Annotated in this window: 11 protein-coding genes; 4 read left to right on the forward strand and 7 right to left on the reverse strand. The window is 65.8% G+C overall.

What is annotated here, in order from left to right; all coding sequences use genetic code 11:
- Nucleotides 1-287: 287 nt before the first annotated feature.
- Nucleotides 288-488 (reverse strand): DUF397 domain-containing protein, encoded by a 201-nt coding sequence (locus OHA77_RS06310; protein ID WP_406316794.1) that lies wholly within the window; start codon nucleotides 486-488, stop codon nucleotides 288-290.
- Nucleotides 479-1,306, reverse strand: a complete 828-nt coding sequence (locus tag OHA77_RS06315) for a helix-turn-helix domain-containing protein (RefSeq protein ID WP_406316796.1) — start codon at nucleotides 1,304-1,306, stop codon at nucleotides 479-481. The genes OHA77_RS06310 and OHA77_RS06315 overlap by 10 nt, the downstream gene beginning before the upstream one ends.
- Before the next feature lie 499 nt (nucleotides 1,307-1,805).
- Between OHA77_RS06315 and OHA77_RS06320 the strand changes: the two genes are divergently transcribed.
- Nucleotides 1,806-2,282, forward strand: a complete 477-nt coding sequence (locus OHA77_RS06320) for a hypothetical protein (protein ID WP_406316797.1) — start codon at nucleotides 1,806-1,808, stop codon at nucleotides 2,280-2,282.
- Nucleotides 2,283-2,292: 10 nt separating this feature from the next.
- On the opposite strand, the gene OHA77_RS06325 is transcribed toward OHA77_RS06320, so the two are convergent.
- Entirely contained in the window at nucleotides 2,293-4,272 is a 1,980-nt protein-coding gene (locus OHA77_RS06325; protein ID WP_406316798.1) for a hypothetical protein, read from the reverse strand.
- A 28-nt stretch (nucleotides 4,273-4,300) separates the two neighbouring features.
- Nucleotides 4,301-4,609, reverse strand: a complete 309-nt coding sequence (locus tag OHA77_RS06330) for a hypothetical protein (RefSeq protein WP_326821601.1) — start codon at nucleotides 4,607-4,609, stop codon at nucleotides 4,301-4,303.
- A 210-nt stretch (nucleotides 4,610-4,819) separates the two neighbouring features.
- Between OHA77_RS06330 and OHA77_RS06335 the strand changes: the two genes are divergently transcribed.
- The gene (locus OHA77_RS06335) at nucleotides 4,820-5,020 is read left to right on the forward strand and encodes a hypothetical protein (RefSeq protein WP_406316799.1); all 201 of its coding nucleotides are present in this window, start codon (nucleotides 4,820-4,822) and stop codon (nucleotides 5,018-5,020) included.
- A 78-nt stretch (nucleotides 5,021-5,098) separates the two neighbouring features.
- Here OHA77_RS06335 and OHA77_RS06340 read toward each other — a convergent pair whose 3' ends face one another.
- Nucleotides 5,099-5,800, reverse strand: a complete 702-nt coding sequence (locus OHA77_RS06340) for a carbon-nitrogen hydrolase family protein (protein WP_406316800.1) — start codon at nucleotides 5,798-5,800, stop codon at nucleotides 5,099-5,101.
- A 431-nt stretch (nucleotides 5,801-6,231) separates the two neighbouring features.
- Between OHA77_RS06340 and OHA77_RS06345 the strand changes: the two genes are divergently transcribed.
- Nucleotides 6,232-7,161 (forward strand): hypothetical protein, encoded by a 930-nt coding sequence (locus OHA77_RS06345; RefSeq protein WP_406316801.1) that lies wholly within the window; start codon nucleotides 6,232-6,234, stop codon nucleotides 7,159-7,161.
- Nucleotides 7,162-7,242: 81 nt separating this feature from the next.
- On the opposite strand, the gene OHA77_RS06350 is transcribed toward OHA77_RS06345, so the two are convergent.
- Nucleotides 7,243-7,497: a Smr/MutS family protein gene (locus tag OHA77_RS06350; RefSeq protein WP_326821594.1), complete on the reverse strand. Its 255-nt coding sequence runs from the start codon at nucleotides 7,495-7,497 to the stop codon at nucleotides 7,243-7,245.
- Nucleotides 7,498-7,982: 485 nt separating this feature from the next.
- On the opposite strand from OHA77_RS06350, the gene OHA77_RS06355 reads away from it, so the two are divergent.
- Nucleotides 7,983-11,288: a S8 family serine peptidase gene (locus OHA77_RS06355; protein WP_406316802.1), complete on the forward strand. Its 3,306-nt coding sequence runs from the start codon at nucleotides 7,983-7,985 to the stop codon at nucleotides 11,286-11,288.
- 47 nt (nucleotides 11,289-11,335) lie between these two features.
- Here the strand turns inward: OHA77_RS06355 and OHA77_RS06360 are convergent, their stop codons facing one another.
- Nucleotides 11,336-11,764 (reverse strand): CBS domain-containing protein, encoded by a 429-nt coding sequence (locus OHA77_RS06360; protein ID WP_406316803.1) that lies wholly within the window; start codon nucleotides 11,762-11,764, stop codon nucleotides 11,336-11,338.
- Between the last annotated feature and the right edge of the window lie 288 nt (nucleotides 11,765-12,052).

Below are 12,052 nucleotides of genomic sequence, written 5' to 3' on the forward strand. Positions count from 1 at the left end.
ATAATCGTCTGACAAGCCGTTTCGTGAACGCTGGGTGCGCCGGGGTGCCCTGCCCCAAAGCGGGGCACCGGCCATCACACCGTGACGAGGACGGCAACGCCAGTGGCGGCTACTGCCGATCAACTCATCTCGTGGGCCATCGACATCGAGCCCGGCACGATCGAACAAGCTGCCCGCGCGGACGGAGCTCTGTTCCGACCGGCCGATATCAGCGAAGGATACGGCATTTTCCTGAGCCCGGTCTGGCCGGCCATCCAGACCAGGATGGCCGGCCAGACCGGGACAGGTCAGCGGTCGAACTGGCCGATCTTGATGCTGCCGATGAAAGATCCCCATTCGGCAGGGGTGAAGAGCAGTTTGGGGCCGTTGGGGTCCTTGCTGTCACGGACCGCAACAACGCCGGGCAGGTTGGCAGCGACCTCAACGCACTGGCCACCGTTCGACCCGGAACGTGATGACTTCCGCCACACAGCGGTACTCAGGTCCATTCCTTCCTCGCATCCTCGATCATCTTGAGTGACATGTGATCAGGATAAGCCCATCGACGTATCGCCTCATATCGATTCCATATTGATGCCACAAGGCTGGAATCGGTCGATATCTCTCCTTCTGCCGAGGAGTCGGCGTGGATAGCATGCGGTTGACCATGCGGTAGCTCAGCGATCATGAACGCTCCCAGAAGCCCTGGCATGCATCGTGGGTCGACGAGCTGAATCGAGATCATGGGACGCTGAGCAACTTCCAGCAGGCTGTCAAGCTGACCGAGCATGACTTCGGATTCCCCTACTGGACGACGTAGCACGTGGGCGTCGATGAGGGCAAGGACCAGTGGCGGGTCCTCCCGGTCGAGGATTTGCCGCCGCTGTATTCGGGCCTCAATGTGTTCCTCTACATCTTGAGGGGTCATTCGAGGTTCCTGACTGAGGACATAGCGGGCGTAAGCCTCTGTCTGGAGAAGACCGGGGACCAAAAGGGGATCCCAAGAGCGCAGAACGAGGGCGGTGGGTTCGATCTCCTCGGCCCAGTCCCGGAACCAGGCCGGGCTACGAGACTGCGAGACGATGCTCTCATGGAGCCGGGTGAAGAATGAGTTGCTCGGGGTCTTGAAGAGGCGGTCCAGCCGCTCGGCGTCGGATCTCGACGGGGTTCGGGTGGCTTTCTCCAAGCGGCTGACCTGGGTCTGGGTGCAGCCGAGGCGCGAGGCGACGGCGACCTGCGAGAGCTCCGCGGCTTCCCGCAGACGGCGCATCTCCACGCCGAACCGAATGCGAGGGGATCCAGGGTCGAGAGATGGAATCATATCCATCGCATTTCCTCCCGAATTAGAAAAAACGGATCTATCGCCCGACCGACGATACCGAACCCATCCGCGGGTAGACCAGAGAGTGTCATTGTCTGCCCTACCCTGGATTGCGGATCCAGTGGCCGATCAACCACTGACAAGGCATTCTAGGCACAGAAGTTCTCCCCGCAACAGTACGAGAAAGAAAGCAGTTCATTACTGCCTTCACCAGAAACAGGCCAGGTCACACATGAATGCAACAGAGGTCTTACACACTCTAGTTGCGGACATAGGAAAGCGTTCAAAAAGGTGGGTTATGGCGACAGGCAAGCCGCAGACCGTTCAGATCGCTGCTCTGGCCGACGATGACATACCCGGCCTGCAACTGCTGACGGCAGACAGGACATGCCGATCGATGCGAAAACGGCCGATGCTGACAGACAGCATGGGAAGGGTGTGGCGGATACGGGCCGAGTAGGTGAAGATTGGTACGTCTCAGCGTCAGCTGCTCCGGAGGTACTGAATGCGCGCCACCCGCCTACTGGCCATCGGTTCAGCCCTGGTGATGGTGGCATCAGGATGCGCTTCCGAACCCTCACTGAAGGATGCGGCGGCGGAATTGCAGAAGGATGCACAGCGACTGGAGGCCAACGACGTCTTCAAGAACCCGCTCAAGAAACTGCGCATCCTGCAACGTCCAGACAAGGACATCCGCTGCGACAAGGAAAAATTCAAACGGGTACTGCGAGCTACGGCCGATTATGCACGTGTCAACGAACCATTAGACGCCCATCTGGATCAAGCTCAAACGCTGATGGAGAACACTCTCGCCCAAGCGCTCGGATATAAGCTGGAGTTCGACTTCAGCCAAATGGATGCCGAAGAAGGGCGATTCATTTACGGCACGAAAAGTGACCCAATGATAAAGGTAACCGTATATGTGACACCTGAGGCTCCTACCTGGCGGCTGCATGCGGTAACCGCCTGCCTGCCACGGTGAGGAAGTCGATTCAGCCCCAAAGTCTTATCTGCTCCTTGGCTTGCTCGCTGGTCTGGAAATTGGAGGCATCCTCGACCTTGTCGTCAAACTTTCCATTGCTGTCCATCCAGCGTTCGTAGGGTGTCAGCTTCTCCCCCAGCACCTGCTCCCATTTCTTGCCGTCACTGGCTTCTCGCTTCGCCTCGGTCAAAAGCTCGTCATAGGTCTTGAGATCGCCGGTGCTCTTGCTGATGAGCTCGGCAGGCGTCTCGCTCGCGGGATATCCAGCCTCGTGAAGGATGTGAGCCATGTCGTATTTTTGGCGCAGGACGAAGTCCGACCGAGCGCCGGTGACCTCCTCAACCCGTGTCTCGAAGCTGTCAGCCCAGCCGTCGAGGGCGGTGCTGATTCCATACGCCTTGGCCAGTTCCCATCCCGCTTTCACACCTTCGTCCGCGAGGGGGCCCACGAGGGGAATCTGGTCGATCCCGAGGGCAAGGGTGTTCTTGGTGATGTCACGGATCAGGTCGTCGGTGGCGTCCCGCTCGCCGCGCACATCTAGCGTCGCCTTGAACTCCAGACCGGCGAAGTCGCCAAACGCCCTCGCCGCTCTCTCGAAGTGCCGGGTCTCGCCCTGGGCATCCAGGCGGGCCGCCGCTGTCAGCGTGTCATGGCGGAATTGCGCGGCGGTCGCGTCGAAGTCGTCGGTGAGCCGCTTGTCCCCAACGAAGGTCTTGAAGAAGCGATGCGTATCCCCCGGGCTGAGATAGAACGCCGGGGCCACTCCGGGAAGGGTGATCCAGTTGTCCGGAACCCCCATTCCGGAGGTCCGGTCCACGGCCTTATCGAAGCGGGCTCCCGAGGTCAGCTCATGGATGTAGGACTTCGCGATGATGGCCATGGAGCTCCGGGCGGGATCGGGCAGATCATCACCGAAAGAACCCGCCGCCCTGATCGCGTCCAGTGTGAAGGCGGCAGCGGCCGGGCTGTGCTGCCCGGCCTTCTCGGTCGTGGCCTCGGTGCCCGCCTCCATGGCCCGGCCGAAGGCGTCGGCGACCGCGTCGCCGGTGTCGACCACCTTGGCGTAGTCGAGGAACTGCTTCATCTTGTCGACCTGGCTCAGCTTGACGTCCGTACCGCCCATCTTGGCGAACGCGTCCCGTACGGCCGCGCCGTCCCCGGCGAGCACCTCCAGCCCCATGGCGACCAGGTCGGAGGAGTATCCGTACGTCTCCGTCTCGCTGGGTCCGGCGGCACGGCGGTCCTGGCGAGGGTCTTTGGCGAAGTCGTTCAGGGCCAGGGAGCGGGCCGCCGCGCTGCGGACGTCAGAGGGGGCGTTCGCATCCTTGAGCAGGGCGAGCCGGTTCCAGGCGGTGGCCTTGTCGGCCGGCTTCACCAGGTCGTTTCTGACCTTGACGAACGCCGGGACGAGGGCGGGGGCACGCAGCGCCGCGCCGAGGGCCGCGCTGAAGGCGGCCAGGTCCTGCTTGGCGGTCTTGCTGCCGGTGCGCGCTATGCGGGTTGCCAGGCTGTCGCGGATCTTCGCGGGCAGCAGGGCGAAGAAGGCTGCGGCGGCCTGGGGGTTCTCCGCCAGTTTGGCGACCTCGTCGGCGTGCTCGTGGACGAGCGCGGCCTGGAACTCCCCCTCGAAGTTGACGAAGACGTCCTTGCCGTACATGGTCGCCAGCCCTTGGGCCGCCTCGAAGCCCGCCAACTCGTCGGGCAGCCGGACGAGCGACGGCCCGTCGCCTCCGCCGCCCAGCTCGGGGGCACCGTTGCCCAGGGCGTTGATCAGGTCGATCCGGCCGTGCAGCATGGAGACCTGCGTGCCGCCCCAGTCGGCGATGTCGGCAATCTCCCGCAGCGCGGAAGTGCTGACCCCATACCGGCCGAGCTTCCCCTCGAACTCCTTGCTGAACGCGGTCAGTCGGTCGGCCGCACCGCTCAGGGAGGTGGCGAGCCGGCCCATCTCCTCGGGATCGATGCCGCAGAACTCGGCGGTGGGTGCCATGAAACATCCCCCTTCGCGGTCACGACGGTCAGGTGCGCCCGGCCATCTCCCGGCGCGCGGCGTTCGCCTGGGACTCGGTCACCATGGCGGGATGACGGCGCAACTCCTCCTCGATCGCGTCCACCACGCGCTGCGCGAGCCGTCCCAGCCGCTGATGACGGTCTTCCAGCTCGGTGGTCCAGGTGGCGGCCGTCGGCCCCGTCCAGACCTTCCCCGACCGCATCGCCGAGGAGGCCCGCTGGTAGGCCTGCCGTACCTCCTGAGCCCGTTCCTCAGCCTCCGCGAGGAGGCGTTTCAGCTCCGCGTGCCGGGGATTGGGCACCATCGGCTCGGCCACGCCACCCCCGCCCCCTCCAGGACCCCGCGATGAAAGAGAAAAATTAATACCACAGTAGGTATAGATCGTCCACATCGACAAGCCCCGGACGCCACCGGTATCGCATTCCCGCCGTCGAAGGCATAGCCATGCGAGCGGACAGGTCTGATATTTCGGTTATTCCATCTCTCGCCAGCACGACTACTTCACCCGACGACGCCGAGGTAGCGAATGTCGCTGCTCGAAGAGCACATCGACACCATAGAAATCGCCGCAAAGACCGCGTCGTGGATGTGCTTCATCGCCATTTTCGCGCTGGTCTTCACCGGTCAGATGGGTGCGCCTCTGACCATTGCGGTTGTCATCATCGGGGTGTCCCGCGTCACCGTGTCCCGTATCAAAGATGCGAGCATGACACGGGATCTTAGATAAGTCCGATCATTCCCGGCCAGAGGCACTTTTCTCATATAAACGATCAAGGCTGGCGGTATTCGCCGTGAAAGCCCGAGGCTAGCCGATCATCAGCCGGACGACCTCCCCCGGCTCCGGTCCTGCCTGAGCGACCAGGTCGCCACCCGGCCTCCAGAACCCCGAGCGCCCGGCCGTGTGCTCGAAGCCACCGCCGGTCGGTCCCGCGAAGCTCGCCACCGCCACCCAGACACCGTGATCGGTGGCGATTCGTCGCGCTCTCTCTTCCTGGACCGCCACCTCTGCCGCTTGATGGACCACCCCAGCCGCGTAGACGTCGATCCCCAGCCCGGCGGTGTCTTCAGCATGCTGCGCGATCGCCATGTCCCGGCAGATCGCCAGCCCCAGCCGCAGGCCGTTCACCTCGATCACCTCGGACCGCTCTCCGTCGGCGAACCGTCGCTCGCTGGCATGCACGTGGACCTTGCGATAGGCCACTTCGGCCCCGTCGCCGTCCACCGCCAGCGTCGCGATGTACTCACGCCCCTCTTCCTTGACCGGTGCCCCCACCAGGGCCACCGCCCCCGCCTCCGCGCAGGCCTCCACGATCGGCCCCAGCCTCGGATCTTCCACGGTGATCGCCGGAGCGTCCAGGTGGTACCCCGTGAGTGACAGTTCCGGAAATATCACCACCCTGGCCTCCGCTCTTCGCACCATCTCCGCGTGCCGTACCGCGTTCTTTTCTACGTCGTACGGCACGCAGTCCGGCTGAGCAACCGCCAGCACGAGCACAAGGACCTCCAAAAAGGAACCACCACCCAGCCGACCCGGGTGATGGCCATCTTTTCATCAGAGACCGGCACGCCTTCGCTGGGCGCCCGCGTGGCTGCCCGTTCACCGAGTCGCGGATGGCGCTCGCATCCTGTGGCTGTTTTCTCAGCTTTTGTACGACTGCCGCTCGTCCGCCGGGCGTCGCAAGGCGGATCGACTCCTTCAGCTTCCCGCGCTGTATCGCCGGAGTCGAGAACGGCCGAGCACGGGGCTCGTGGCACGGTGCAGAGAGCGCGTGCAGTCGAGCGCAGGGCTCGCTGCGCGGTGCAGAGAACGTATGCAGTCGAGCACAGGGCTCGCGGCGTGATGAAGGACACGTGTGCAGGAGATGGGGCGCCGTAGCGGGTCGGACGCCTGGGCGTAGAGTCTCTGGTCGGACAGAGGCGAGATCTGAGAGGTGCGCGGTGCGGGTTTTTCGAGGAGGGCTGGCGCTGGCTCTGCTGGCGACGGTGTGCGGTTGCGCGGTGACCGGTTGGGGCGAGCGCCCACCGGCGGCCGAGAGCACCACCGTGGCCACACCCTCTCCGAAGGAGGCCCAGCAGCCCACCCGGCAGCCCGCCAACCCGCGCGATCTCTACCTGGAGTCGCTGCGGCAGCAGGCGCTGCAACCCACGGTCAACCTGGTGCAGGAGTACTACCGGCAGGAGAAGTTCTATCCCGGCGGGAGTCGTAGCGTCGTGGTCTCGGGGGTCGACTACCGGACCAAGAACGTGCGCATGGAGAATTCACAGGTGACCGTGGCAGGTGGAAAGACCTGGACGGCGTGGACGACCTGGTGCCGCGGTAAGGAGGAATGGTTCTGGACCGGTGAGGGCGACTGGGAGAAGAGGTCCTCCACCCGGTGCCCGAGCCTCCCCTCCCAGGTGTGGCTCAACGACGGTCTCGGCGTCGGCGGGCTGACCAAGGAGCAGGCCGACATCTTCGTCGGGCAGCTCGGCAGCTACCAGGGGTTGATCAACGGCCGTGGGATGAGCGTCGTCAAGCGGAACGGCAAGCCGTACGTGCGCCTTGAGATCAGCGTGAAACCGCTGCAGTTGGGTGGCGGGTTGGCGGTCGGCGCGGGCCTGTACCACGACGCGTTCAAGTACACCGAACTCGACTCGCTCACCCACCCGTACGCCTTGCTGGCCAACGGCGGGTCCGCTCTGGACATCGTCCGCTACATCGACCCCGAGACCCGGCTGCCCGTTTACTCGGAGATTCTGGAGACCGGCAAGGACACCTGGAGGATGCACCGGGTCGTCTACGAATTCGGCCGCCCCGTGGGCAAGAGCAGCGCCCTTCCCGCCAAACCTGGCATCACCCGGCTGACCTGGCGGCCGGAGGGGACCTGACGAGGACGTCCGCCATGCAGGTCGGCACCGGCCCCGGCCTTCCCACCGCGAGCGGCGACCCGGTGACCCTTCCCGGCCGCCCTACTTGTAGCGGAAGTAGACGAAAAGACGGCCGTGATTCTTGGAGTCCTTGTCGATGCGGTGATAGAGGGCCTTGATCTCCTTCTGCTCCAGGAAGCGCAGCACCTTCTTCTTGAGCTGACCCGACCCCTTCCCGGGGATGATCTCGACCTCGGTGGCCTTCTTCCTGATGGCCTCGTCGATGATGCCCCGCAGCGCCTTGTCGATCTCGCCGCCGCGGTTGAAGATCGGGTGCAGATCCAGCTTCAGCTTCACGCGACCAAGCCTCTCATCCTCCGGCGCCGCCGGGTGTGCCCACCCTCGTTGGAACGAACCAGACAAGAAGTATCAAATCATGTATATCGCGAAATATGGCCACTAGCGGATGAGGTCCGAGGGAAATCCGGGACGGATCCGTCGTCAATGACGGCCGGCACGACCAGGCCGCCGACCGGCCACGATGCCGCCTCAACGGGCCGCTGGGCCGACCTTGTAAGCAAACTTGACCAATCGGCACGGCAATTGTGGCAAATTCCGGATCTAGGCAAATAAATGGCCTCTAGTTAGGCTCCCTGTCATGATCGGCCGCCTTTACCGGTGGCCGCTCTCGTCACCCATCGGGGAGGGTCGAGTCCTCCTCAGCCATGCCCTGATACAGGCGTGCCCGGGTGACCTGACACCTCCTGGCGGCGTGACGTTGTCATGGTCCCCACAGGGAGGTCTCGTTGCCCAGGAAGTCCCAGTTATCACGGACCAGGCGCGTGGCGGTGCTCGCCGCCGGCGTCGGACTCGTCGCGGCGATGACGCCGCCGGCGAGCGCGGATCCGACCCCCACCCCGAGCGCCAGGAAGTGGACGGCGACCCCGCTGACCGGAGGCGAGCCGGTTCAGGGCGCCAAGTCCACGACAGGAAAGCTCGCCCAGAGCGACCAGGCCCTCCTGAAGTCCACCTCGGGCGCCACGGTCAACGTGATGGTCAAACTCGACTATGACTCGTACGCCGCCTACCAGGGCGGACTCGAAGGACTCCCTGCGACAAGTCCCGCCAGGACCGGCAAAGCACTCGACGTCAGAAGCGCCGAGGCCAAGAAATACGGAAAGCACATCGAGGACGTCGAGAACGCCTTCCTCGCCGGCCTGACCAAGGCCGTGCCCGGCGCCAAGGCGGGGCAGAAGCTGCGCACCGTCTACGGCGGCATCGCACTGCGGGTCCCCGCCAACAAGGCGGCCGAACTGCTGAAGCTGCCCGGGGTGGCGGCCGTCCAGGAGGACAAGCCCGAGCACCTGCTGACCGACTCCAGCGCCTCCTTCATGGGCGCTCCCACGATCTACAACAAGCTGGGCGGCAGCTCCTCGTCCGGCAAGGGCGTCGTCGTCGGCATCCTCGACTCCGGCGCCTGGCCGGAGCACCCCCAGTTCGCCGACCCCGGCACGCTGCCCGCCGTACCGGCGACCAAGGACGGCGCTCCGCGCGTCTGCGACTTCGGGGACAACCCGCTGACGCCGGCCGCCGACCCGTTCGCCTGCAACCGGAAACTGATCGGCGGAGCGCCGTTCCTCGACACCTACAACGAGGTGTTCGGCGGCGAGGTCTACCCCGACAGCGCCCGTGACTCCAACGGTCACGGCACCCACACCGCGACCACCTCGGCCGGCGGCCCGGTGGCGGACGCCAACCCGCTCGGCATCAGCCGCGGGCCGATCCACGGCATCGCCCCGGCGGCGCACGTGTCGGTCTACAAGGTCTGCGGCGTGGAGGGCTGCTTCCCCTCCGACTCGGCGCAGGCGGTGGGCCGGGCCATCCTCGACGGCGTCCGCGTGATCAACTTCTCGATCTCCGGCGGCAGCTCCCCCTACAGCGACCCGGTGGAGCTGGCCTTCCTCGACGCCTATGCGGCGGGCGTGCTCGTCTCCGCCTCGGCGGGCAACTCCGGCCCCGAGGCGGCGACCACCGACCACCTCGGCCCATGGGTGACCACCGTGGCGGCCTCCACGCAGAGCAGGACCTTCCAGTCCACGCTCACCCTGACCGGCTCGGGCGGTGCGACGGCCACGGTCAAGGGCGCCTCCATCACGGCCGGCATCACCTCGCCGCTGCCGGTGGTGCTCGCCTCCGCGCCGCCGTACTCCAACGCGCTGTGTACGGCTCCCGCCCCGCCGGGCCTGTTCACCGGCAAGATCGTCGTCTGTGAGCGCGGCCCCGGCCGGATCATGAAGAGCTACAACGTCCTGCAGGGCGGCGCGGCCGGCCTGATCCTCTACAACGCCACACCTCTCGACGTGATGACCGACAACCACTGGATCCCGACGGTCCACCTCGACAAACCCGAGGGCGACAGCGTGCGGGCCTTCCTGTCGGCCAACGCCGGGGCGACCGCGACGTTCACCCAGGGGACCAAGGCCACCTGGCAGGGCGACGCGATGACCACGTTCTCCTCCCGTGGACCGGGTGGGGACTTCCTCAAGCCGGACGTCACCGCGCCCGGCCTGCACATCCTGGCCGGGCAGACCCCGACGCTGGAGGGGCCGGAGGGCGGCCCGCAGGGCAACCTGTACCAGGTCATCGCGGGCACCTCGATGTCGTCGCCGCACGTCGCGGGCGCCTCGGCGCTGGTGTTCGCGCTGCACCCCGACTGGACCCCGGGCCAGGTGAAGTCCGCGCTGGAGACGACGGCCAAGACCTCGGTCACCAAGCAGGACCGGGTCACCCCCGCCGACCCGTTCGACTTCGGCGGCGGCCGTGTCGACCTGACCAAGGCCGGCGACCCCGGCCTGACCCTCGACGAGACGGCGGAGAACTTCGCCGCCTCCGCGAACGACGAACTGAACCGCATCGACCTCAACCTGCCGTCGGTGAACGCCCCGACCATGCCGGGTCTCATCACCGCCAAGCGGACGGTCACCAACGTCACCGACAAGACGCTCACCTACACCGCCACCGGCACGACCGTGAGCGGGGCGAACATCACGGTGCTGCCGCCCCTGTTCACCGTCAAGCCGGGCAAGAGCGCCAAGATCACCGTGGTGGTCACCGCTCCGGACCTGCCCGAGGGGCAGTACTTCGGCCAGGTGAACCTCAAGCAGGTGGGCGGCAGCCGTGACCTGCACCTGCCTGTCGCGTTCGTCCGCAAGGAGGGCGCCGTCCCGGTCGACCAGACCTGTGTGCCGGCCACCATCGCCAGGGACACCGGCGAGTCCACCTGCACGGTGAGCGTGCAGAACGGCACCCTGGAGGACGCCGAGGTGACGGCGGTCAGCACGCTGAACGGCAAGCTGCGGCTGAACTCGGTGACCGGCGCCACCAAGGTCGGTTCCCAGATCGCCACGGCGAAGACCACCCTCACCGCCAGGCAGCCCGACCGGCCGGGCATCGCCCCGGGCACCGGCCCGGCACCCTACCTGCCGCTCGACGCCTTCGGCATCGCCCCGACGCCGATCGGTGACGAGCAGGCGCTGAACTTCACCGTCCCGGCGTTCACCTACGCCGGGAAGACCTACACCCGGCTCGGCATCGTCTCCAACGGCTACACGGTCGCCGGAGGCAGCTCGGGCTCCGGTGACATCGAATTCGCCCCGCAGACCCTGCCCGATCCGGCCACCCCGAACAACGTGCTCGCCTCCTACTGGACCGACCTGGACGGCACCGGCGCGCCAGGCGTCTATGTCGGGACCCTGACCGACGGCGTGAGCGACTGGCTCGTGGTGGAATGGCGGGTCAACCTCTTCGGCACGACCGACACCAAGGTCTTCCAGCAGTGGATCGGGCTGAACGGGACCGAGGACATCACTTACACCTACGACCCGGACAACCTGCCCGGCGCACCGCCGGCGAGCTACGGGCTGACCGTCGGCGCCGAGAACGACGAGGGTACGGCCGGCGGCCAGATCACCGGCCCGCCGACCCAGGACCTGCGGGTGGCCAGCACCCCCGGAGCCCCCGGTGGCACCCTGACCTACACGCTGAAGGTCAAGGGAGTCGGCTCGGGCACCGGAACGGTGACGACGGGCACGTCGACACCCCAGGTGAAGGGCATCACGATCGAGGTCGACAAGATAACGGTGCAGTAGCGGGCCCGTCGGGGCCCGGCACCGGAGTGCCGGCCCCGACGCGGGTCTCAGCGCTGCAGGTAGTCGACCAGGTAGGCCTTCTCGTTCTCCAGCGACTCGATGGAGCTCTTGACCACGTCGCCGATGCTCACGATCCCGGCCAGCCGCTCACCGTCCATGACGGGGACGTGCCGGATGCGGTGGGTGGTCATGGTCTGGCGCAGGTGTTCGACTTCGGCAGTGGGCGGGCAGGTGCGGACCTCGGTCGTCATGATGGAGGACACCGGGGCGGCCAACACGTCGGCGCCCTGGTCGTTCAGCCGCCGCACCACGTCGCGTTCGGAGACGATGCCCGCGATCGACGCGCCGTCCTCGGAGACCACCACGGCACCGATGTTGCGCTCGGCCAGGATCGCCAGGAGTTCGGTCACCGTCGCGTCGGGGCGGACGGTCGCCACATCCGTTCCCTTGCCTTGCAGAATTCTCCCGATCAGCATGGACACCACCTCGGTTCGACCTGGCTGGGGTATCTCTGACTATTGTCCCATCGCTGTTCCCTCTAACAGGTCGTTTCAAAATGAGGAAGGTCAGGTCGCGGTCGTGCCGACGCTGGGCGGAACCGATGAGGTGCTTGACGACTTCCCGACAGTCGGGAGTCGTTGAGCACCTCATCGTCGTCTGCGGCTGTGCGTCTGTGGGTTGGGGTGGAGCGGGTGGGATTCCTTTTGCGACACGCTTGCCGGTCATGGCGATACCTCCCACGCCAGCACTGATCACCCAAAGTA

Source organism: Streptosporangium sp. NBC_01639 (genome assembly GCF_045209755.1).
GTDB lineage: Bacteria > Actinomycetota > Actinomycetes > Streptosporangiales > Streptosporangiaceae > Streptosporangium.

Bases quoted from the DNA above. Each gene is read 5' to 3' on its own strand.
- OHA77_RS06310 (WP_406316794.1), bottom strand. From the start codon at position 488: ATGGACCTGAGTACCGCTGTGTGGCGGAAGTCATCACGTTCCGGGTCG.
- OHA77_RS06315 (WP_406316796.1), bottom strand. From the start codon at position 1,306: ATGGATATGATTCCATCTCTCGACCCTGGATCCCCTCGCATTCGGTTC.
- OHA77_RS06320 (WP_406316797.1), top strand. From the start codon at position 1,806: ATGCGCGCCACCCGCCTACTGGCCATCGGTTCAGCCCTGGTGATGGTG.
- OHA77_RS06325 (WP_406316798.1), bottom strand. From the start codon at position 4,272: ATGGCACCCACCGCCGAGTTCTGCGGCATCGATCCCGAGGAGATGGGC.
- OHA77_RS06335 (WP_406316799.1), top strand. From the start codon at position 4,820: ATGTCGCTGCTCGAAGAGCACATCGACACCATAGAAATCGCCGCAAAG.
- OHA77_RS06360 (WP_406316803.1), bottom strand. From the start codon at position 11,764: ATGCTGATCGGGAGAATTCTGCAAGGCAAGGGAACGGATGTGGCGACC.